Here is a 21,450-nt window from a genome sequence, read left to right as displayed (position 1 = left end):
ATCACCTTCTATTTCGGCAGGTCAATTCTTTTTCTTTAGCTTGGGAGTCTGGAAAACAAATACCTCGGCTCCGTAAGGCGGAAGATCAAAGGTTATGCTGTAGTCTTTGTAATCACAAAGGCCCTTTACAGCTTTGATCTTGGGCGCGATATTACTTCCCGATCCTCCGAATCTCACCTCAGCGCTGTCAAGGATGTGGGTGTAGGTTCCGGCAAACGGAACACCTACCATGAATCCCTTTCTCTCCATCGGTGTCATGTTAAGTACAAAGAGAACGTTGTCTTTGCCGTTTGATGCTCTTCTGTAGAAGCTGTAGGTGCTTCTCTCTTTGTCATCGGCATTGATCCATTCAAATCCGCCCCAGTCATCATCGACTTCGTAGAGGGCAGGATACTTTCTGTACATCTCAAGAAGCTCTGCAACATAGTCCTTCATACCTCTGTTGAGGTCATTCTCAAGAAGGAACCAGTCAAGCTCTCTCTTTTCGCTCCACTCTCTCTCCTGACCAAACTCCTGTCCCATGAAGAGGAGCTTCTTGCCGGAGTGTCCGAACATGTATGTGTAGCCAACTCTGAGGTTTGCGTACTTATCAACCTTGTATCCCGGCATCTTCTCAACCATTGAACACTTAAGGTGAACAACCTCATCGTGAGAAAGAGGCAGGATATAGTTCTCTGCGTTGTTATAGCTCATGGCAAAGGTCATCATGTAATGAGCTCCCTGCCTGAAGTAAGGATCCAGCTTCATGTATTCGCAGAAGTCATGCATCCAACCCATATTCCACTTAAAGGCAAAGCCAAGTCCGTCATCCTCGGGACGAGCTGTAACCTTAGGCCATGCTGTTGATTCCTCGGCAATTGTCAGAACCTCAGGATATGTTCCTCTTACAACGCTGTTGAAGTGCTTGAAGAATTCAATGGCCTCAAGATTCTTGTTGTCACCGTACTTGTTGGGAACCCACTGTCCGTCCTTCTTGCCATAGTCGAGATAGAGCATGGAAGCAACGGCGTCAACTCTAAGTCCGTCTACATGGAACTTGCGGATCCAGAAAAGAGCATTTGCAATAAGGAAGTTCTTGACCTCGGGCTTCTCAAGATTGAATATCTTGGTTCCCCAGTCAGGATGCTCTCCCTTCCTTGGGTCCGGATGCTCGTAGATGCAGGTTCCATCGAAGCATGCAAGACCGAACTCATCCGGGCAGAAGTGCGCCGGTACCCAGTCAAGGATTACTCCGATTCCGTTTTTATGAAGCTTGTTAACAAGATACATAAAGTCTGTAGGCTCGCCGTATCTTGAAGTTGGTGCATAGTAGCCGGTTACCTGATATCCCCAGGAACCATCAAAAGGATGCTCAGCGATACCGATGAGCTCGATGTGGGTATACTTCATCTCCTGTAAGTATTCCACGATCCTGTCTGCGAACTCTCTGTAGGTATAAAAACCGTCCTCTGTTCCGTCAGGATGTTTCATCCAGGAACCTATGTGACACTCGTAAATGGAAATGGGCATGCGCTTCATTTCCTTACCCTTTAGATTGTCGTACCACTTTTTATCAGACCACTTAAAGCCGGTCAGATCCGTTGTCCTTGATGCGTTGCCGGGACGAAGCTCAGCAAAGTTTGCATAAGGATCTGCCTTGTAGATCTTTCTTCCGTCCTGAGCTGTGATGAGGTACTTATAAAGTTCGCCTATCCCAACTCCGGGAATAAAGAGCATCCAGATGTTACCGGTCTTTGACCTGTGCATCTGATGGGCATTCTCATCCCATCCGTTGAAGTCTCCGACTACGTGAACATCTGCTGCATTGGGTGCCCATACAGCGAAAAAGTATCCCTTTTTGCCGTTCTCCTCTGAAGGATGAGCTCCCAGTTTATCGTATATTTCGTAATGTGTACCCTGTCCAAATAAATACTCGTCGTCTTCTGAAATAAATACCTTTTGACTCATTCGTGCCCCCTAAAGAAATTTTAGTCATGCATAAAGTCTTTTTCTCTAAGTATTATCATATCATTTTCATCGTACCTTTTGTGAACTATTACATCAACAAAATGGCCAACGCTTTTTTTTTCGGCATAGTATATGGCATCGTCCACGATATCTCTTACTTCTGCTACTGTAACGTCGTGGTCCAGGGTCTGTCTCTCGGAAATTCTTGTGTGGAGAGCCAGGATTCCAAGGTTATCGATTGCATACTCTTTCTCAAGGGCATACTGTCTTGCGTACGCCACAAGAGTGTCGTCATCAAGAGCTTCGATATCAACTCTTACGTTGAAACTCTGCTTAAGTGACGGGTTCTTATCAAGGAATCTGTCCATATCTTCCTTGGTGTCTTCCATGACGATCACAAGGCCCTTGTTCTCCTGCTGAAGGATCTTGAGGAGTTCGCTGACTGTCTCCTGCGTCAGATCTGCTGCCCTCTGGATGATCAGAGCACCGTTTGCAAGCTTTTCAAAGATGTTTGCTGTGCTCTTCTTGTTCAGAGTGTTGGCTGTGATCTTGGCAACCTTACCGCTGAAGTTAGAGTCTGAGGCCTGCATAGCCTTTATAAGACCCTTCGCAAGACTTACTGTGCCAGCACCCTCATCACCTGTAACGATGGCGTTTCCGGAGAACGGATCCATGCTGAGATTATCAATGGCATTGATGATCTGTCTTCTTGATTTCTTGTGATGTATATATGGTCCAAAGAGCTCTTTCTCCTCGGGAGTCATGGTTCTTACACGCTCTTCGAGCTCTCTGTTTCCGATGTGATGCTTCTTTTTCTCTGTAGGAGCAGGAGCTTTCTTGGGAGCAGGCGCAGGTGCCGGTTCTGTCTTGGCTGCCGGCTCTTCCTTTTCCTCTTCACCATCTTCGTCATCATCCTCATCTTCAGCTTCATCTGATTCTGAAGGCTCTTTTACCTCTTCTTCTGAAGGCACTTCGGCAGATTCTTCCTCTGAAGGCTCTGCTTCTTCCTCGTCAGATGTTTCTGCTGCCACCATCTCTGCATCGATTGTGGCTGTATCTGCATCAACTTCCTCCGGGAGCTCTTCCGGTATCTCCTCTAAAAGCTGCTCCTCTGAAGGCTCAGGACGGGACTCCTCGTCCATGACTTCCTCTACAGCTGCATTTATAACGTCTTCTCTCTTGACGCTCCAGTCGCCTCTTCCGGATGCCTTCTCATAGCTGTCCTTGTTGATGGCATCTGTGATGGCCTTTTCAAGCTTCTCCTGAAGGCCTTCTCTGGTCTTGGAGTCAAACTCGGCGAACATGTCGCCGGTCTCGTCAAGGACTCTCTTCTTTACACTCTCGAGCTGTTTCTGTTGCTGGGCCTTCTTAAAGGCCTCCCAGTTGTCCAGATACTCCTGTATGCTGATCTGGCCTGTGATCTGCTTCTCAACCTCAGGCTCGGGCTCAACAGCCATACTGATCTGACCGTCAGGCTCCTGTGCCAGCATTGTCTCGAACTGGCTGTGCATCTGGTAGCTTGCGTTTGGATGTATTACAGCACCGGGAACTTCATCCTCGAGTGGTTTCTCTTCATAATTGAAGGCCTTAAAAGGCTGAATAACGGGATTTTCTTCCTTAACCTCTTCTTCCTCTTCGGGCTCCTCATAGTTTTCAGGCTCCGGCTCTGAAGCTGTTGCCATGATGGCAGGCTCCTCGGGAGTTATAACCTTCTCCTCGCCAAGGATTGGTCCGTTTCCGCCATACTTGATCTCGATTCCCATCTTGGGATCAGTATCGAAAAAGACCTCCTGCATGCCGGAAGCTACAGGCTCAAATACTCTTGTATCGCTGTCAATATCAGCAGCACTCTCAGGATTTTCTTCCTGTGCTGCCTCTTCCGAAGCCACAGCATCAGGATCAACAGGCTGATAGATTATTGTAGCCTCAGCCTCTTCTGCTGCCTTTACGATCTCATCCTCAGGAAGCTCCTCTGAGATCTCCTCAGGAAGCACATATTCAGGCTCTTCCAGCTCTTCATCCTCATAGATTTCCTCTGTGATGGGCTGAACTGTGTTCTGGGCAGGCTCTGCCTCTACAGGCTCAAAGATCTTGGTGATCTCTTCCTTGGATTCATCATCCTTATCTCCGATGATCTCCTGAAGACCTGCAGCGATTGCCTTTTGAAGGTTAACTGTGTTGTATGAGCTGACATCTACCGAAGGCTCTTTTATCTCGCTGATACTTGGGTAGACGATCCTGTCGAACTCTCTGGTCTCTCCAAGGTCCTCCTCCACAGGCTGCTTGAGCTCCTCGGGAAGAGTTCCCTCGTTGTAAGAATTTATAACGGACTCGGTTACGGGAGGCATCTCCTTGGTGGGCTGCTTGATCTCAACAGTCCTGGTCTCGTCCTTGCCCACTTCGTCCTTCTCGGAAACGATGGATGGATCCACTGCTCCACCGTGCTTTTCTTTATATCTGAGGTATCTGTCCTGCTGCTCCGGTGAAAGTGGCTCATGAAGTGCCTTGAGCTCAAGTGCCTTCATGACATATCTGCCGTCACCAAACCAGAGGAACATCTCGTCACATTCCTCAATACATTCAGTGGTAAGCCCTACTCTGTGGTAGAGGTAAGCAAGTTCGTATGCCCATCTCTCCCTGTAGTCATGCTTTTTAAACTCCTCAAGTACAGCGATCCTCTCCTCAAGGCTTACTTCCTGTGCCTCGTAGAGCTTGTACTGAAGGATGTATCTACCTGTATCCCTTGGCGCGATCCTTACAAACTCTTTGTAATACTCAACCGCCTGAACAAACTCACCCATCTTGATGGCAAGCTCGCACAGTGAGTAAACGATCGCCCTTCCTGTAGGGTATCTGTCATAAGCCATCAGGAGAACGTCCTTACTCTCTTGAAAACGCCTGTTTATCTTGTACAGGTCACTGATGGTGCAGAGCATCTGAACGCTCTTAACACGCTTCCAGTCTATAGTATCTGCAATCTTAACTGCTTCGGCAAATCTGCCTTCCCCTATCAAAGCCTTGATTTCATCGGCCCTGATTCTATACTCAACTTTATCCAAAATATCCACCTCTTTGGAACCAACAATACAATATCTAGTAGTAAGTTTAACATAGCGCCCTAGCTTTGTAAAATGTCAGAAAGCTCTGCAAACTGCTCAAGTGTGAGCGTTTCACCCCTCGCTCTTTCATCGATCCCCATCTTTACAAGAGCAGCACTGACCTTATCCCTTGAAACACCCAGCGATGCGTTATTTGAAAGGGAGTTTGAGAGTGTCTTTCTCCTCTGGTTAAAAGAGGTCCTGATGATCTCAAACAGGTACTTGGCATCCTTAACATTTACCTTTGGCTCAGGGTACTTGGTGAGCTTAACCACCGCCGATCCCACATTCGGCTGCGGTATAAAGCTGCTGGGTGGAACATCTATCACGGTATTTGCTTCCGCATAGAACCCAACTGCCAGTGATAAAGAGCCGTAGTCCTTATTCCCCGGACCTGCTGCCATTCTGTCGGCAACTTCCTTCTGGACCATAACCGTGATGCTCTCTATAAGAGCCCCACTCTCAAAGAGCTTCATTATTATCGGAGTGGTTATGTAATATGGAAGGTTGGCCACCACCTTGATGGGACGTCCCTCGTTGTACTCCTCAATGATCCTGTCTATGTCAACCTTGAGTACGTCTTCGTTTATAACAGTAACGTTGTCATATTCAGATAGCGTATCAGCAAGAACTGGTAAAAGAGTCTTATCAATCTCCACAGCAACGACTCTGCCTGCTGCCTCTGCAAGATACTGGGTAAGTGTTCCGATACCCGGTCCGATTTCCAGAACGCAGTCCTTATCAGTAACTCCTGCAGCCTCTACAATTCCTTCAAGGACACCTCCGTCTATCAGGAAGTTCTGTCCAAACTTCTTCTTGGCGCTCATGTTGTACCTGGCAAGTACTTCCTTGGTACGGGCGCTGTTTCCCAAATATGCCATATGATCCTCTCTTAGGCCTTTAGCCTGTACATCTCTCTTGCGTTAGCTTCTGTGATGCTTATTACTTCTTCCTCTGAAATGCCTTTTATCTGCGCCATGGCGCTTACAACATAAGGCAGGTATAAAGAGCTGTTGCGCTTTCCTCTAAATGGCTCCGGGGCAAGATACGGACAATCCGTCTCTAAAATGATCCTCTCCATCGGAATAGTCTCAGCAACTTCCTTCATCTTTCGACCGTTCTTAAAGGTAAGAACTCCGCCGATGCCTATATAAAAGCCCATCTTAACGCACTCTTCCGCAACTTCCTTCGAATAGGAGAAGCAGTGGACAACGCCTCCAAGTTCTGCTGCATTCTCACTCTTCAAAATGTCAACCGTATCGGCAGCAGCATCTCTTGAGTGAACAATGATCGGAAGCTCCACTTCTCTGGCAAGGGCGATCTGTCTTTTAAACCACATCTTCTGTAGCTCATGTTCCGGCTCCGGCCAGTAATAATCAAGACCTATCTCTCCGATTGCTACGCACTTGGGAAAAGAGCTCATCTCTTTCAGCTTCTCAATCTTCTCATCGTCGAGCTCTGCACAGTCGCTGGGGTGTACTCCCACAGCTGCGTACATAAAGTCGTATTCCGCTGCCAGATCCAGAGACCTCTGGGAGCTTGCCATATTAGCTCCGATATTTACTATATTTCCAATGCCCGATTCCTTCATGGACCTTAAAAGGGCATCTCTATCCTCATCAAATCGCTCATCATCATAGTGAGCATGGGTATCAAAAATCATGTCAAACCCGCTCCTTTTATACCAATTCAAACTATTTTATCATATTTCACAAAAATTTTTTTGAAAAATTTAAAAAAAGTACTTGCATTTTATTTTGGGCCGTAGTAAGATATCACTTGTCGTTAAGAGCGACACAAATAAAAAATGCACCGCTAGCTCAGTTGGTAGAGCACCTGACTCTTAATCAGGTTGTCCAGGGTTCGAGACCCTGGCGGTGCACGCCGAGTACTGTTTTCGTGGGTATATCCCATGGGGATGGTACTTTTTCTTTGCGCGTAAAGTGAACCATGCGAATAAAAATAAGAGGTGTCAGATGGGAGCGCTCTTTGCTCACATTCTGATACCTCTTTTTTTATTCATACGGCGAACGCCGCGACAACGAGGAATTCGCAAAGCGAATTTCGAGTCTGTCGGCATGGTTCACTTTTTCATGTCCCGGGGTCCGAATAGTACGCTTCTGCCACAAATCCTTACAGGAAACTTATTCTTCTTGAATACAAAAAAGCACCTGCACCACGTTGGTGCAGATGCTCTGATCACTTATCCTTTTGCCTTCTCAGGGTTCTCGATCATCTCTTTCATGGTTCTCCACCCCAGCACAGCACATTTTACTCTGGCCGGCATGTGAGCCACATCCTGAAGCGCTGCTGCCTCATCGAGGCTCTCTATACTCTCCTCATCCGTAACTTCGCCCTTTATCATTCCCATAAAGATCTCGGCAAGTTTGATTGCTTCATCTGTTTTCTTGCCGATGATCTGATCCACCATCATATCCACAGAAGCCTGTGAAATAGCGCATCCTGATCCCTCATAGCCGCCGTCTTCAATGACACCGTCCTTGACCTTAAGGCTGAGTGTAATGTCATCTCCGCAGCTGGGATTGACACCTCTGAGTACCAGATCGGGGTTCTCAATGACCTTTTTGTGTACCGGATGAAGATTGTGTTCGTTAACTATCTCGCGATAAAGCTGTTTAAGCTCCATATCCCATGACCTCCCTTACCTTAGACAGTCTGTCAAGGAACTGCTTAACCTCGTCCTCGGTGTTGTAGAAATATACGCTTGCTCTTGCTGTAGAGCCAGCTCCGATAAACTGCATAAGGGGCTGAGCACAGTGGTGTCCTGCTCTGATGCATACCCTGTCGTCGTTAAGAACCGATGCCAGGTCATGAGGATGAACTCCGTCCATGGTAAAGGTTACGATTCCGCAGTGCTTCTTAGGGTCTTTTGAGCCATATACCTTGATATAAGGCATTTTAGCAAGGCCATCCATAAGGAGAGTTGTAAGCTTAACTTCCTGGGCTTCAATGGTCTCAAATCCGACATTTTGAATATACTTAATAGCTGCCTCAAGTCCCACAGCATCTCCGGCATTAACGGTTCCTGCCTCGAACTTGTGAGGAAGCTCTGCGTAGGTTGCATCTTCCCTTGTTACATATTCTATCATTTCACCGCCGCGCAGGAAAGGCTGCATGTTATCAAGAAGCTCTCTCTTTCCATAGAGTGCTCCGATTCCCATGGGTGCCAGCATCTTGTGTCCTGAAAGTGCAAAGAAATCACAGCCAAGTTCCTTAACATCAACTGCCATGTGAGGCGCTGACTGGGCTCCGTCAACAACTACAACGGCTCCCTTGGAATGGGCATACTCCGCAATCTCTTTTACCGGATTGGTAACGCCAAATACATTGGATACATGGCCTATTGCCACGATCTTGGTCTTGTCTGTTATCTTGGAAGTGTATTCTTCTCTGGAGATAACGCCTTCTTCATCGGGCTCAAGGTAAATGAGCTTGGCGCCATTCTTCTTTGCAACCATCTGCCATGGAAGCATGTTGCTGTGGTGCTCCATAACGGTGATCACGATCTCATCTCCCTCATGAACATTCTCAAGTCCGTAGCTGTATGCTACAAGGTTTAAAGACTCTGTGGTGTTCCTTGTAAAGATGATCTCCTCGGTAGAATCTGCGCCGATAAAGTCTGCAACTGCCTTTCTGGCACTCTCGTAGGCATCTGTTGCTGCCATACTCCAGTCGTAGAGTCCTCTTAAAGGATTGGCGTTGGCTGTGTTATAAAAGTTTGTTACAGCCTCAAGTACCTGCCTTGGGCGCTGTGAAGTTGCAGCATTGTCAAAGTATATGTACTCGCCGGACTTTAAAATCTCAAAGTCCTTGCGAAAATCGCTAGGTGCGCTCATGATTATCCCCTTAAACTATGTTCTGAATATAATAAAGTGTTCTCTGTTTGATCTCGGGATCCGGAATCAGGCCTGCTACGCTGTCCAGTCTTGCCTTGATCATGATCTTCTTGGCTTCTAACTCATCAATACCACGGGTCTGCATGTAGAACAGAAGATCCTCACCAAGCTCACCTATGGTTGCTCCGTGTCTTCCTTCAACATCTTCTTCCTGGCAAAGGATCACGGGCATTGTCTTATTTACAACGCCCTCACTAAGAAGGAGTGCGTCTTCCTGCTCATCGCCAACTGACCCTGAGCTTCCCTTCTTGAAATCAATGGTTCCTCTGAAGGTCTTGGAAGCATTGTCCATCAGGACTCCCTTAAACTGCATTCCTGCTTCTGTCTTTTTGCCCCTGTGATCAGCAACGTAGTTGATATCAAGGTTGTGGTCACCTCTTACAAGGTAGCCCATATTGCTGGTAAATACTGTATTCTTCTCGGCAAGGTTGACGTAAGCTCCTGTCAGGGTCTTGCATCCGCCAAGCTCCAAAGTCACAAGATCGATCTTTCCATCAGAAAGACATGCTCCGCCGATATCATCGAAGTGAACAAAGCCTTCACCAAGGAGCTGGGTCTTAACCAGATTGATCTTAGCGCCGTCCTCTGCAAAGAGTCTTGTGCTGACTCCTACAAAGCCTGAAGCGTCATTATCTGATGTGTAGGCAATGACAACAGTTACTTCTGAATTCTTCCTAGCATGGATGATCTGTCCGGAAAGAGAAGCATCTCCATTCTTCATGTCATAGCTTATGACGATTGGCTTATCTGCCTTAACACCCTCTTCTACAGTGTAGATATCAACTGTAGCACCAAGGCTTGTCATAAGGCCGTCAACATCTGCGCCCATTCCGGTACGAAGCGCCTGGTCCTTGTCCCTTGCGGAAGTATCACCGTTTGGCTCAACGTGTCCGTCAATAGGAGCCAGGATCCTGTCATTGTTTTTTCTGAATATCTCTCCCGCTTCTGCAAATGGAACTGCCTTTTCTACAGTTACGCCTGCCGGCAGCTCTTTTGCCAAAGGAGCGTTCCCACCTGTAATATTAAAATCACTTATCTGAAGGGTACTGTCGTTTACATGCAGGAAATTGTATGTAAGAACGGGCAGCACATTGACCTTCATGTTCAAATCATTACTCATCTGCTCTCCCCTTATCAGCCGTTTCCGCTCATCTCGAGCTTGATCAGGTTATTCATCTCTACCGCATACTCAAGAGGAAGCTCTTTTGATACGGGATTTGCAAAGCCGCTTACGATCATGGCCTTGGCGTCCTCTTCGCTTATTCCTCTGCTCATCAGGTAGAAGATCGCTTCATCACTGATTCTTCCGATCTTAGCCTCGTGTCCTACATCTGCATCGTTGGTACGGATGTCCATTCCGGGGATAGTATCTGCCCTGGAAATTGAATCCAGCATAAGAGAGTCACAGGAAACAGATGCCTTGGCTTTCTTAGCAGTCTTCTGGATGATGACACTACTTCTGTAGGTTCCGATTCCGCCGTCCTTGGAGATGGACTTGGTATTTATAACTGAGCTTGTGTGCTGGCCTTGATGTACTACCTTGGCTCCGGTATCGAGGTTCTGTCCCTTGCCGGCGAAGGTGATTCCTGTAAATTCCATCTTGGAATTATCACCCTTGAGGATTGTCATAGGATACAGGTATGAAGTGTGTGAGCCAAAAGAGCCTGAAACCCACTCCATGATACCGTTCTCCTCAACGATCGCTCTCTTGGTGTTGAGGTTGTACATATTCTTGGACCAGTTCTCAATGGTTGAATATCTGAGTCTTGCGTTCTTGGCAACGTAGAGCTCAACGCATCCGGCATGGAGGTTGGCCACGTTGTATTTAGGAGCTGAGCAGCCTTCTATGAAGTGGAGGTCTGCACCCTCATCAACGATGATAAGTGTGTGCTCGAACTGTCCGGCTCCGGCAGCATTAAGTCTGAAGTATGACTGCAGAGGGATATCAACCTTAACTCCCTTGGGAACGTAAACAAAGGATCCGCCTGACCATACAGCGCCGTGAAGTGCTGCAAACTTGTGGTCTGTGGGAGGTACGAGCTTCATGAAGTGAGACTTTATCATGTCTGCATACTCACCTCGGAGTGCGCTCTCAAGGTCAGTGTAGATAACGCCCTGGGCTGCAACCTCGTCTTTTACATTGTGATATACGAGCTCTGAGTCGTACTGAGCTCCTACACCTGCAAGGGATTCTCTCTCAGCCTGAGGGATACCAAGTCTCTCGAATGTGTTCTTGATATCCTCGGGAACGTCTTCCCACTTGCCCTTCATATCGGATTTATGTCTTACATAGGAAGAAATCTTGTCCATGTCGAGGCCTTCAATGCTTGGGCCCCAGTCAGGTACCTTAATATCGTTGTAGAGCTTAAGACATTCAAGTCTGAAATCGCGCATCCACTCAGGGTCGTTCTTCTCCTCGGAAACCTTAAGAACAGTCTCTTCGGTAAGACCCTCGGCCATACGGTAGAAGTCTTTTTCGCTCTCTACGTCTTTAAAATCGTATAGGCTGCGGTCAATATCGGCCACAACCTGCTTGTTGTTAGTATCAGCCATTTTAATCCTCTTTCACAAATCTCTCGAATCCGTTTGCATTGATCTCATCTACAAGACTTCCGTCGCCTGTGTGAACAATGTTTCCCTTAACGAGAACGTGTGTGTAATCTACATGAAGTGACTCCAAGATCTTGGTGCTGTGGGTGATGATAAGAAGAGCTCCGTCCTTTTTCTTCTGGTACTCCTCGATACCCTTTGAAACTGTACGAACAGCATCAACGTCAAGTCCTGAGTCTGTCTCATCCAGAATAGCGAACTTAGGCTTTAACATAAGAAGCTGAAGGATCTCAGCCTTCTTTTTCTCACCGCCGGAAAATCCTACGTTTAAGTCTCTGTCTGCATAGGACTCATCCATTGAAAGGATGTCCATAGCTGCCTTGAGTGACTTCTTAAATGCAAGAAGCTTAACAGGCTCACCTGTCTGGTTGTGATATGCGTTTCTGATAAAGCTTCCAAGAGAAATGCCGGGAACCTCGTATGGGTTCTGGAATGATAAGAACATTCCTGCCTTGGCTCTCTTATCAGCTGAAATATCTGTGATATCCTGGCCCTCAAAGAGGATGTTTCCCTGTGTTACACAGTAATGAGGATTGCCCATGAGAGTAAAGCCAAGTGTTGACTTACCTGCTCCGTTGGGTCCCATAAGTACGTGTGTCTCGCCGGGCTTAATATCAAGATTAATATTATGAAGGATCGGCAATTCGTTGTCGATTGATACTGAGAGGTCTTTTACCTGCAATAATGAATTCTCAGACATAGTTAAAATCTTCCTTTCGTAATTCCTACTAACTTGGTAGGAAAAATAATAACACCTCTATTATATGCTTGTCAAACTAAATAGGAAGTAATTAATAATAAAAGCGCTTGACATACCATGCAAAGTTAGTTATTATAATTTCTTGTCAGCACCATGCGGGTGTAGTTCAATGGTAGAACACCAGCCTTCCAAGCTGGATACGTGGGTTCGATTCCCATCACCCGCTTTTTGATAAACCAGCAATGAGCTGGTATTTTTTTGCAGATATTCTAAATGCAAATGATTTGCATTTGCATTTACCGGATCAGAAAGGAGTCTGTAATGGACGTAATTATCGATATAGTACTTGATGCAGTGATCGACTCTGTCAAGATCCTGCCTTTCCTTTATTTAACATATCTTGCTATGGAGTACTTAGAGCACAGAACAGCTGAGTTCACGGAGAACGTTGTTCAGAAGACCGAGCACTTCGGACCGCTCCTTGGCGGCGTTATCGGTATCTTCCCTCAGTGCGGATTCTCGGCAGCAGCTTCAAACCTCTACGCCGGACGTGTCATCACCCTGGGAACTCTGATCGCGATCTATCTCTCAACTTCAGATGAGATGATACCTCTTCTTATCTCTGAGCACTTCCCTGTGGGCACAATGGTCAAGATCCTGGCCCTCAAGGCAGTTATCGGTATCATCGCCGGCTTTATCATCGACTTCGCTGTCCATGCTTATCACAAGGCTCGCGGAAAAAGAGCTGAGGATCCGGTAAGGATTAACGAACTCTGCGAAAAAGAGCACTGCCACTGCGATGACGAAGAGGATGCAACCTTAAAGGGCATGGCTAAGTCAGCCTTTGTGCACACCCTTCACATCTTCCTGTTCGTGCTTGTACTCACTCTTTTACTTAATATAATTATCACCCTGATCGGCGAGGATCACCTGTCAATGCTCCTTAAGACAAACCCTGTTGTGAGCCACATTCTGGCAGGACTCATCGGACTTATCCCCAACTGTGCACCTTCAGTTATCATCACTACGCTCTACCTTGATCAGATGATAACCCTGGGAACCATGATGTCAGGACTTCTTGTCGGCGCAGGAATAGGCCTTATGGTGCTCTTTAGAGTAAACCCGGAGAAGAAGGTAAACTTCAACGTAGCTATCCTGCTGTTTTTGATCGGAACTCTCTCAGGACTTCTTATTGATGTCCTTGGGATCACCCTCTGATAGTAATTTGGGGTAAAAGATATGACACACAAAATCCATTCACATTCATTTGATGAAACAATAGAAAAGAACTGGCCCGAGGGCGTAAAAAAGACCAAGCAGAGAATTGATATCTACAAAGTTCTCTACCTGGCAGATGAGCCCCTCTCAGCAGCGCAGATCTACAGCGCTCTTAATGAGAAGGCGTCAAAAGAGATGTATGCTTTTTCCACAGTTTACAGAAATCTCCTTGCCTTTGAGAAGGCCGGAATGATCGAGAAATCCGTCCTCACAACTGAGGACAATGCAGTTTACGAACTCAAGAAGCAGACCCACAGACACTACGCAGTATGCCTTGGCTGCCACGAGAAATTCACTATCTCGACCTGTCCGCTTCACGAGATTTCAAAAGACCTTGAGACCACCCTTCCGGGTTTTGAAATAACAGGTCATCACCTTGAAATATACGGATACTGTAATAAATGCAAAAAGACCCTGGCGCATTGAGCGTCAAGGTCTTTTTTTGAGTCATTGGGGACGTTTCAGATTGACTCAAAATGAGTCAATCTGAAACGTCCCCGGTGACTCATTCTGATGTTGATTCTGTGGCAGCTTCAGTGCTAGCACCCTCTGCAGCCTCTTCTGGTTCAGGTTCCGGTTGCGGGAAGTATCCACCAAGGGTTGCCTGTCCAGTAGCAGTAGCGGAGTCGTAGTTAAGCACAATGGATGCTCCCTTTAGGTCCTCTCCCTTTAAGCTCTCGCAGCTTAAGGTGTACTCTGTGTCAACATCATTCGTGATCACAAACTCCCACTCGCTGCTGTCAGAATAGATATCAAGCGAAACTCCCATCAGGGTGTATCCGTTTTGGAGCACTATTCCGTCTCCGATGAAATTATCACTATATGTGTTCGCGGAAATATCGTGAAGAACGATCTTTGAAAGATTCATTCCCGTCTTATTTATAAAGTAGACTTCAAGCCCGGAGTGCTTTGCCTTCTCTTCCTTAATCTGAGTCTCACTTGTAAGGACGCCCGAAAGCTCTTTTCCAATATTCTGATAGCTCTCTGTTAGCTCTGTGATAGTCGGCAGGACTTCGTCAATCTTCTTGTCATTCATCTTGGTGAAATCCAGCTGCTCGATCTCAGCTTCCTTATCAGCGAGTGAATCAAGAAGGCTTCGCTGTGATGTATCTGACACATCAAGGTAAGTATCCTCTGCTGTCTGCTTAGCCTGAGCAAGTAGGTTTCTTGCTTCCTCTGCCTCGGCAAGCTTCTCATCGGATGGTCCGCAGGCCACCAGTAATACAGCCATAAGTGCTGCAATTAAGGGAATGATTTTCTTCTTGTTATTCTTCATGTTCTCTCCCAACTAAATTTACATATTTCGAAATCAATTATACGAATTTGCCTTGTAATAGTCCAGAAGCAGCGCCACTACGTGGGTGTAGCTCACCTTACCGGAAGATACTCCGTTGACCTTCAGGTTCGTGTCGATGAAAGTATCTGCTGCCTTCTTAACCGTCTTTGTCTCCAGGATCGCTCTCTTTTCAACCAACTCCCAAGCCTGCTCGGTAAGGAACTGATCATCATAGCGAACCTTATCCGATATCTTCACATGGGACTTGTACTCATCCTCATCAACTGCCTTGTAGAAATCGTTGTTTACATAATTAAGAACTCCCAGATATCCGCTGTAAACAAACACCGGATCATCTGATTTAATGCAGGACAAAAATCCCAGGAAGTTCGCCTCATCCTCATAAATGTACCCGTGAGTATGCGCCAGTTCATGGCACATGGTAAAAGGCTTGTTCATTATGTACATCATATCGTTGTAGTTGGCTTCCATTGAAAACGGGAAGTAATAACCCTGCATATACTGCTGGCTCATAAATCCCGAGAAAGTCAGCGCCTTGGGCCTTACATAATACCCATCAAGTCTCTTGTACTCTCCGGCAATTCCTGCCATGGCCACCCTTGCAGTCTCATTCATGTCGCCGTCGTAGACAACATTTCCGTCAGCATCCCTTGGCATGAGCTCCGCCATCTCATTACACTTAGACACTATGTAATCTCTTAGCGTCGCCAGGTCCTCAAGATAGTACTCCTCACCTTCTGTCTCCGTAACGCCTAGTGGCGTGCAGTGATAGAGCACGAAGCAGTTTAAAGACATTACGGCTACCACAACAGAAAGCACCAGCGCCAGCACACGTCTGTACCCCTTTGCGAAATCTCTTTTAATGAAAAAAGATATCACTAAAAGAATCAGCAGAATGGGAAGCAGCACCAATAGCCTCTCCCCCACAGACACGCGAAAAAGACTGGTAAATCTCCCGTAAATACCAGTGATCTTCGGGAAGATATTATCAGTGTAATAATCAGAAAAAGACCTGCTCATCCACGCAGCGACATTGAAGATCGCACTGCCTATGAGCAGGACACAAATTAAAAGTCTTCTTAAACTGAATTTATTCATGTCAATTCATTATAACATGGCCTCGAGCGCATTGTTCATAGCGCTGCTTACCTTTTCTGTCATATCATCGGAAATCTGGATATGAAGCATATCGATAACTCTGTTATCTATGGAATATCCAAGGCGATTTGCATGGAACTTAAGATCGTCAGAATGAGTAACCTCATAGCTGTGGCGCATGTTTTCGCTCAGCATTTTAGTAGCTATCATGGAATCATACGCTTCAGCAAACTGCTCTCCGAACTTCTTCTTGGTCTCGTCATCAAGCGCACCTATTGCGGATACTGCGCTGTTTGCTGAATTCTGATTAAGGTATGTATTTGTTATGCTATCGGCTGCTGCCAAGAAACCAAAATCCATCATAATAATAGGAATCCTTTCCTCTACCAAATCTGCATTTATAATATCGGCAGGCAGAAAAGAATCTTAACCCCTATTTTCAAAATAAATTTAGTTTCTCGCAAGCCCTCCAAATACCGTCATCTTCGAGGTTTTCCGTCACAATAGTTCCCAGATTTTTAACTTCCTCCGGAGCTCTTCCCATGACTACTGAAGTACCTGCTACTTCGAGCATTTCTTTGTCATTTATGGAGTCGCCAAACGCCACGGTTTCAGACACATCGCACCCCAAAAGCTCGCACACTTCCTTGATTCCTGTGCCCTTGTTAAAGCCCTTTGGCACCATTTCTACGATTGTATCCGTATGGAGCATGAAATCATAGATATCCGAAAGCTCTTCAAAGCACTCATCCCTTGTCGGACTGTCGCAGATACAGGAGAGTTTGTTCATCTCCCACTCTCCCCACATATCAGTGATGCCAAGAAGTCTTTCTCCCATCTCCCTGATGACCTTCTGTCCAAACATATCGTCTGCAAAGTCCGGTTTATCCATATACAGGTATGTCGGACCCTCAAGGATAGCCTTAAAGTCATGCTTTTTCACGGCTTCCATTGTCCTTATGCCCTCATCTCTGGTCATGAGCTTATTGAAAAGAACTTTATCCTCATATTCGATCATGCAGCCACAGGCAGAAACTATACCGTCAAACCCGATTCCCAAAAGCTCCTTATTATATACAAAAGCCCTTGCTCTTCCTGTATTGATAAAGCACTTGTGCCCGTTCTCCTGGGCAAGCTTAATAGCCTTTTTTGTACTCTCCGGGATATAGTTCTTGTAATCCCACAAAGTTCCGTCAACATCAAAAAATAAAATCATTGTTTCCACTTCCCATTTTTTTAATATAATACCATTTTTCCCCGCGTATGCTATACTAATTCCGATGAAACGAGATTATTTTGAACAAATACGAAACGGCAGTGAAATTACTCTGAGGGACCAGCTCTATATCATAGCAATGCTGAGTATCCCGGCCATACTTTCCCAGATTTCAACCGTAATAATGGAATATGTAGACCAGTCAATGGTAGGGCGTCTTGGCCCCACATCATCGGCAGCCATAGGACTTGTATCCTCAACAACATGGCTCATCGGTGGTCTTTGCAGATCAGTGACCATGGGCTTTACTGTCCAGGTGGCTCACAATATCGGCGCCAAGAAGTTCCCACAGGCAAGGGCTATCAACAAGCACGGCATTATATCCGTCCTTATCTTCAGCTCTTTGATCGGTCTTATTTGCTTTGCCATAAGCGGGCATCTCCCACATTGGCTCGGCGGATCAGAGGACATCGTAAGAGAAGCAACCATCTATTTTGCAATCTTTGCCCTCGCGCTCCCCATCACGAACCTAAACGGCGTAGCCTCAGGAATGCTCCAGTGCAGCGGAAATATCAGAACTCCCAGCATCTTAAATGTTGTGGGGTGTTTTCTCAATGTCTTTTTCAACTTCCTGCTGATCTTCCCCTCAAGATACATTTCACTCTTTGGTGCAAGGGTCTTTTTCCCGGGCTTTAACCTGGGCGTTGCAGGAGCTGCGCTTGGTACAGCCTTTTCCCAGGGCATAGTTGCACTTACATTTCTGTTCTTCCTTCTTATCAAGTCCCCGATACTTCATCTTCGCACCGAGGACAAGATTCCTTTCTCAGTAAAAGAGCTGAAGGCAGCCCTCCACATCGCGATCCCCTTTGCAATCGAGCAGGGAATCATGGGCTGGGGATATGTCTTTTGCACAAGGATCGTATCGCCCCTGGGTGTTACAGCACTTGCTGCCAATTCCTTCTCGGTATCGGCTGAGAGCCTTTGCTATATGCCGGGCTACGGAATCGCCAGTGCAGCTACAGCTCTCATAGGGCAGAGCCTTGGCGCCGGCAGAAACAAGCTTGCAGAGCGCCTCGGGTGGCTTGCAACCATTCTTGGAATGCTGGTCATGACCTGCACCGGAATTCTGATGTACATCTTTGCTCCTTCAATACTTGGCTTCCTCACACCGGATCCCGAGATTCAGGCTCTTGGTGCACAGGTCCTTAGGATAGAAGCCTTCGCAGAACCGCTATTTGCCGCATCAATTGTAGCAACAGGTGTGTTCAGAGGAGCCGGCGATACACTTGGTCCATCCATAATAAACTTTATCAGTATGTGGGCAGTTCGACTTACCATGGCGTTTTTCCTCGCACCCATCCTCGGGCTTCCGGGAGTTTGGATCGCCATGTGCTCAGACCTGTGCGTTCGCGGAACACTCTTCCTCATACGTCTTTGGAGAAAGCCTATCAGTAAAGCTCATTCCATCGCAGGCGCTGCGGGTTAACTTGTGATAAAATTAATGTAATTGGAGGAACATGCTATGAAACTACTTCTGGCCGATGACGAAAAAGAACTGGTAAGCGCCCTTGTAGCTATCCTTAAACACAGCAATTACACCGTAGATGCAGTATATAACGGAACCGATGCCCTGGACTATGCCCTCGCAGGAGACTATGACGGCATAATCCTCGATATCATGATGCCCGGAATGGACGGCATGGAAGTCCTTAAGAAAATAAGAGAAAAAGGTCTTCCAACCCCTGTCTTATTCCTGACTGCCAAGACTGAAGTTGATGACCGCATTAAGGGTCTTGATCTTGGAGCCGACGACTACCTTCCAAAGCCCTTCGATATGGGCGAGCTCCTTGCAAGAGTAAGAGCAATGCTCAGAAGAAAAGAGGACTTCGCGCCCGCTAACCTCACCTGCGGAAACCTTACTCTGGACAGAGCAGGGTACGATCTTTGCACAGAGGGGCACGATAAGATCCATCTCTCAGGAAGGGAATTCCAGATGATGGAGATGCTGATGACTTCTCCCGGAAGGATCATCTCCGTTGACAACTTCATGGACAGGATCTGGTCCGACGGCGAAGCAGACGTAAACGTAGTCTGGGTATATATTTCAAACCTTCGAAAGAAACTCTCATCCCTTGAAGCCACGTGCGAGATCAAGGCATCAAGAGGTGTTGGCTATTCCATAAACGAGATTTCCTAAGCCCTAAATCGAGGAATAATTATGGTAAATAAACTTCGGAAGAAATTCGTGATAACAGCCATGTTATCTCTTTTGGTGATCCTGGTGATCATGATCGCCGTCATTAACATTGCCAATATTTCCCAAAGCGTACGGGATGCGGATAATCTGTTGCAGATCCTGACAACCAACAACGGCTTTTTCCCGGGAATGCTGAAAGATAATAACAATCAGCAGCCACCAAGGCCGGATCGACCCCTTGGCTTTGAGCACTTAAACAACATGCGTTCCATGGAGATGCCCTACCAGACCAGATATTTCTGGGTGCGCTACGACTCATCCGGGAACATCCTTGAAGTTGACGTAAACCATATCGCCTCAGTCACTGAGGATGCGGCAAAAGAGGCTGCCACGGAGGTTATCTCCCGAGGAAAGGAAAAGGGGTTCTATCGCTCCTTCAGATACAGGCTGGGAAACAACGCTGACGGCACACAGATACTGGTCTTCAGCGACCTGAGCACCTCGCTTGTAAATGTGTATAAGCTTCTTCTACAATCCCTGCTCATCGGTCTTTTCACTCTTATTGCAATGTTCATCCTGGTTTTCCTCTTTTCCGGAAGGGCTGTTGCCCCGGCTGTGGAATCCATGGAAAAGCAAAAGAGATTCATCACTGATGCAGGTCATGAGCTAAAGACACCACTTGCCATCATCTCAGCAAACATCGATGTCCTTGAGCTTGAAGCCGGAAAGAGCGAGTGGACCTCCAGCATCAGAAACCAGGTAAAGAGAATGAACTCCCTGGTCAAGAACCTTCTTACACTCTCCAGAATGGATGAGGAGAGAATGCACGTTGTCTACAGCGACTTCGATATGAGTGCCACCATAAAAGAGACTGCTGCTTCCTTTGGAGCCGTGGCTGAATCTACTTCCAAGAAATATGTCACAGACATAGAAGACGGCATTCACATAACCGGAGACAAGAACGCCATCAACCAGCTGACATCGCTGCTCCTGGACAACGCCATGAAATACTCCGATGAAAAGGGCAGCATCAACGTTCATTTATCAAAAGAAAAGAACATCACTTTAGAGGTATCAAATACCACAGACTATATGCCTTCAGGAAATCTGGACAGATTATTTGACCGTTTCTACAGAGCAGATTCCTCAAGAAGCCGCGAAAAGGGCGGCTACGGAATAGGTCTTTCGGTGGCAAGAGCCATCGCCCAGTCCCACGGAGGCGACATACAGGCACTTAAGGACGGGGACAGGATAATCAGATTTGTAGTAACTCTTCCTACCCAGCTCCCTAAGAATCTTCAGAAAATAGCAGCAAAATGACATAGCTAAAGGCCGTTAGACAACTTATTCGGATCTAACGGCCTTTTATATTCAAAATATTAGGTAATAGCTTTTTTATCAGAGTTCCTCAGCCTTAACTGCTACAGGTCTTGAGCAGCTTATCTCGAGATTTCCGTTCCTCTGTCTCATCTCATCGATCATTCCCTTTGTGGATGCTCTGTTTCTCATAACGATGCTGTAGTTAAGCTTGTAAAGGCTTCCCATTCCTGATGTCTTTACTTCGCAGAGCTCAGCCTTTGTTGTGTATCTTGCAAAAATGTCATCAAAGATCCCTTCAAAATCAAGTCCTTCAGGTACAGTGATCTTAAGTGTCTTTTCCTCAGCTGCTCCGCTTCCAAAGCCGCTTCCCATGAGGATAAGATTTGCCACTGTGATGATGACCGCAAAGATTGCTGCGATACCGATGTATCCCATTCCTGTTGCAAGGCCTACTGCCATAGCAAGGAAGATGCTTGTGATCTCTTTACCTGTTCCGGGTGCTGATCTGAATCTTACCAGTGAGAAGGCTCCGGCTACAGCCACACCTGCTCCGATGTTACCGTTTACCAGCATGATGACCATCTGGACGATAGCAGGAAGAAGTGCCAGTGTAATGATGTAGCTTCTTGAGTAGCTGCTCTTTATGGTGTACATAAAAGCTATAAAGAGGCCGATGGCCAGTGAGCAAACAGTGGCGATCAAAAATGACGCCCCTGTGATAGTACCGTTTGTGATGATGCTTCCAAAAATCAAATCTGATGTAGACATTTTA

19 protein-coding genes and 2 tRNA genes are annotated in these 21,450 nt (G+C 46.6%); 7 read left to right on the top strand and 14 right to left on the bottom strand.

Annotation, left to right across the window (positions count from 1 at the left end; translation table 11 throughout):
* Positions 1–21: 21 nt before the first annotated feature.
* From glgB to G589_RS0106040, 4 genes are read right to left on the bottom strand one after another with little or no spacing between them, the layout of a single operon-like run.
* Complete coding sequence (gene glgB / locus G589_RS0106055) at positions 22–1,947, bottom strand: 1,4-alpha-glucan branching protein GlgB (protein ID WP_026521457.1); 1,926 nt, start codon at positions 1,945–1,947, stop codon at positions 22–24.
* A 20-nt stretch (positions 1,948–1,967) separates the two neighbouring features.
* Positions 1,968–5,006 carry a hypothetical protein gene (locus tag G589_RS0106050; protein ID WP_026521456.1) on the bottom strand — a complete coding sequence of 1,013 codons (3,039 nt, stop codon included), beginning with the start codon at positions 5,004–5,006 and terminating at the stop codon, positions 1,968–1,970.
* A 59-nt stretch (positions 5,007–5,065) separates the two neighbouring features.
* Positions 5,066–5,926 carry a 16S rRNA (adenine(1518)-N(6)/adenine(1519)-N(6))-dimethyltransferase RsmA gene (rsmA, locus tag G589_RS0106045; protein ID WP_022769359.1) on the bottom strand — a complete coding sequence of 287 codons (861 nt, stop codon included), beginning with the start codon at positions 5,924–5,926 and terminating at the stop codon, positions 5,066–5,068.
* An 11-nt stretch (positions 5,927–5,937) separates the two neighbouring features.
* Complete coding sequence (locus G589_RS0106040; RefSeq protein ID WP_026521455.1) at positions 5,938–6,708, bottom strand: TatD family hydrolase; 771 nt, start codon at positions 6,706–6,708, stop codon at positions 5,938–5,940.
* A gap of 146 nt (positions 6,709–6,854) precedes the next feature.
* Here G589_RS0106040 and G589_RS0106035 point away from each other — a divergent pair.
* Positions 6,855–6,927, top strand: a tRNA-Lys gene (locus G589_RS0106035).
* Positions 6,928–7,248: 321 nt separating this feature from the next.
* Here the strand turns inward: G589_RS0106035 and sufU are convergent.
* Genes sufU through sufC form a run of 5 tightly spaced genes read right to left on the bottom strand, consistent with a single transcriptional unit; the run spans position 7,249 to position 12,272 of the window.
* The gene (gene sufU / locus G589_RS0106030) at positions 7,249–7,692 is read right to left on the bottom strand and encodes a Fe-S cluster assembly sulfur transfer protein SufU (RefSeq protein ID WP_026521454.1); all 444 of its coding nucleotides are present in this window, start codon (positions 7,690–7,692) and stop codon (positions 7,249–7,251) included.
* Positions 7,682–8,902, bottom strand: a complete 1,221-nt coding sequence (locus G589_RS0106025) for an aminotransferase class V-fold PLP-dependent enzyme (RefSeq protein WP_026521453.1) — start codon at positions 8,900–8,902, stop codon at positions 7,682–7,684. The genes sufU and G589_RS0106025 overlap by 11 nt, the downstream gene beginning before the upstream one ends.
* Positions 8,903–8,912: 10 nt before the next feature.
* Entirely contained in the window at positions 8,913–10,082 is a 1,170-nt protein-coding gene (locus G589_RS19040; RefSeq protein WP_051192211.1) for a SufB/SufD family protein, read from the bottom strand.
* Between the two features lie 14 nt (positions 10,083–10,096).
* On the bottom strand, positions 10,097–11,515 hold the full coding sequence (sufB, locus tag G589_RS0106015; protein ID WP_026521452.1) for a Fe-S cluster assembly protein SufB: 1,419 nt from the start codon (positions 11,513–11,515) through the stop codon (positions 10,097–10,099).
* 1 nt (position 11,516) lies between these two features.
* Positions 11,517–12,272 (bottom strand): Fe-S cluster assembly ATPase SufC, encoded by a 756-nt coding sequence (sufC, locus tag G589_RS0106010; protein WP_022769350.1) that lies wholly within the window; start codon positions 12,270–12,272, stop codon positions 11,517–11,519.
* Between the two features lie 155 nt (positions 12,273–12,427).
* Here sufC and G589_RS0106005 point away from each other — a divergent pair.
* The 3 genes from G589_RS0106005 (at position 12,428) to G589_RS0105995 (ending at position 13,976) form a co-directional block, all read left to right on the top strand.
* A tRNA-Gly gene (locus G589_RS0106005) sits at positions 12,428–12,498 on the top strand.
* A gap of 95 nt (positions 12,499–12,593) precedes the next feature.
* Positions 12,594–13,490 (top strand): putative manganese transporter, encoded by an 897-nt coding sequence (locus G589_RS0106000; RefSeq protein WP_026521451.1) that lies wholly within the window; start codon positions 12,594–12,596, stop codon positions 13,488–13,490.
* Positions 13,491–13,511: 21 nt separating this feature from the next.
* Complete coding sequence (locus G589_RS0105995; protein ID WP_051192210.1) at positions 13,512–13,976, top strand: Fur family transcriptional regulator; 465 nt, start codon at positions 13,512–13,514, stop codon at positions 13,974–13,976.
* A 79-nt stretch (positions 13,977–14,055) separates the two neighbouring features.
* Here G589_RS0105995 and G589_RS0105990 read toward each other — a convergent pair whose 3' ends face one another.
* The 4 genes from G589_RS0105990 to G589_RS0105975 form a co-directional block, all read right to left on the bottom strand.
* Positions 14,056–14,826 (bottom strand): hypothetical protein, encoded by a 771-nt coding sequence (locus G589_RS0105990; RefSeq protein WP_026521449.1) that lies wholly within the window; start codon positions 14,824–14,826, stop codon positions 14,056–14,058.
* 33 nt (positions 14,827–14,859) lie between these two features.
* Entirely contained in the window at positions 14,860–15,945 is a 1,086-nt protein-coding gene (locus tag G589_RS0105985) for a DUF3810 domain-containing protein (protein WP_035775470.1), read from the bottom strand.
* A 9-nt stretch (positions 15,946–15,954) separates the two neighbouring features.
* Complete coding sequence (locus G589_RS0105980; RefSeq protein ID WP_026521447.1) at positions 15,955–16,308, bottom strand: hypothetical protein; 354 nt, start codon at positions 16,306–16,308, stop codon at positions 15,955–15,957.
* A 76-nt stretch (positions 16,309–16,384) separates the two neighbouring features.
* On the bottom strand, positions 16,385–17,161 hold the full coding sequence (locus G589_RS0105975; RefSeq protein WP_035775468.1) for a Cof-type HAD-IIB family hydrolase: 777 nt from the start codon (positions 17,159–17,161) through the stop codon (positions 16,385–16,387).
* A gap of 64 nt (positions 17,162–17,225) precedes the next feature.
* On the opposite strand from G589_RS0105975, the gene G589_RS0105970 reads away from it, so the two are divergent.
* Genes G589_RS0105970 through G589_RS19035 form a run of 3 tightly spaced genes read left to right on the top strand, consistent with a single transcriptional unit; the run spans position 17,226 to position 20,678 of the window.
* Complete coding sequence (locus G589_RS0105970; RefSeq protein WP_051192208.1) at positions 17,226–18,647, top strand: MATE family efflux transporter; 1,422 nt, start codon at positions 17,226–17,228, stop codon at positions 18,645–18,647.
* 36 nt (positions 18,648–18,683) lie between these two features.
* Positions 18,684–19,358, top strand: coding sequence for a response regulator transcription factor (locus tag G589_RS0105965; protein WP_026521444.1), 675 nt, complete (start codon positions 18,684–18,686; stop codon positions 19,356–19,358).
* A 21-nt stretch (positions 19,359–19,379) separates the two neighbouring features.
* The gene (locus tag G589_RS19035) at positions 19,380–20,678 is read left to right on the top strand and encodes a sensor histidine kinase (RefSeq protein WP_051192207.1); all 1,299 of its coding nucleotides are present in this window, start codon (positions 19,380–19,382) and stop codon (positions 20,676–20,678) included.
* 78 nt (positions 20,679–20,756) lie between these two features.
* Here the strand turns inward: G589_RS19035 and G589_RS0105955 are convergent, their stop codons facing one another.
* A complete protein-coding gene (locus G589_RS0105955; protein WP_022769336.1) occupies positions 20,757–21,446 on the bottom strand; it encodes a DUF4956 domain-containing protein in 690 nt (229 codons plus the stop codon).
* Between the last annotated feature and the right edge of the window lie 4 nt (positions 21,447–21,450).

The organism is Butyrivibrio sp. VCB2001, from assembly GCF_000423965.1.
Lineage (GTDB): Bacteria > Bacillota > Clostridia > Lachnospirales > Lachnospiraceae > Butyrivibrio.
This window is presented reverse-complemented; position numbering and strand designations above follow the sequence as displayed.

Coding starts and splice junctions, on each gene's coding strand:
- glgB (WP_026521457.1), bottom strand. CDS start 1,947: ATGAGTCAAAAGGTATTTATTTCAGAAGACGACGAGTATTTATTTGGA.
- rsmA (WP_022769359.1), bottom strand. CDS start 5,926: ATGGCATATTTGGGAAACAGCGCCCGTACCAAGGAAGTACTTGCCAGG.
- G589_RS0106040 (WP_026521455.1), bottom strand. CDS start 6,708: ATGATTTTTGATACCCATGCTCACTATGATGATGAGCGATTTGATGAG.
- sufU (WP_026521454.1), bottom strand. CDS start 7,692: ATGGAGCTTAAACAGCTTTATCGCGAGATAGTTAACGAACACAATCTT.
- G589_RS0106025 (WP_026521453.1), bottom strand. CDS start 8,902: ATGAGCGCACCTAGCGATTTTCGCAAGGACTTTGAGATTTTAAAGTCC.
- G589_RS19040 (WP_051192211.1), bottom strand. CDS start 10,082: ATGAGTAATGATTTGAACATGAAGGTCAATGTGCTGCCCGTTCTTACA.
- sufB (WP_026521452.1), bottom strand. CDS start 11,515: ATGGCTGATACTAACAACAAGCAGGTTGTGGCCGATATTGACCGCAGC.
- sufC (WP_022769350.1), bottom strand. CDS start 12,272: ATGTCTGAGAATTCATTATTGCAGGTAAAAGACCTCTCAGTATCAATC.
- G589_RS0106000 (WP_026521451.1), top strand. CDS start 12,594: ATGGACGTAATTATCGATATAGTACTTGATGCAGTGATCGACTCTGTC.
- G589_RS0105995 (WP_051192210.1), top strand. CDS start 13,512: ATGACACACAAAATCCATTCACATTCATTTGATGAAACAATAGAAAAG.
- G589_RS0105990 (WP_026521449.1), bottom strand. CDS start 14,826: ATGAAGAATAACAAGAAGAAAATCATTCCCTTAATTGCAGCACTTATG.
- G589_RS0105985 (WP_035775470.1), bottom strand. CDS start 15,945: ATGAATAAATTCAGTTTAAGAAGACTTTTAATTTGTGTCCTGCTCATA.
- G589_RS0105980 (WP_026521447.1), bottom strand. CDS start 16,308: ATGATGGATTTTGGTTTCTTGGCAGCAGCCGATAGCATAACAAATACA.
- G589_RS0105975 (WP_035775468.1), bottom strand. CDS start 17,161: ATGATTTTATTTTTTGATGTTGACGGAACTTTGTGGGATTACAAGAAC.
- G589_RS0105970 (WP_051192208.1), top strand. CDS start 17,226: ATGAAACGAGATTATTTTGAACAAATACGAAACGGCAGTGAAATTACT.
- G589_RS0105965 (WP_026521444.1), top strand. CDS start 18,684: ATGAAACTACTTCTGGCCGATGACGAAAAAGAACTGGTAAGCGCCCTT.
- G589_RS19035 (WP_051192207.1), top strand. CDS start 19,380: ATGGTAAATAAACTTCGGAAGAAATTCGTGATAACAGCCATGTTATCT.
- G589_RS0105955 (WP_022769336.1), bottom strand. CDS start 21,446: ATGTCTACATCAGATTTGATTTTTGGAAGCATCATCACAAACGGTACT.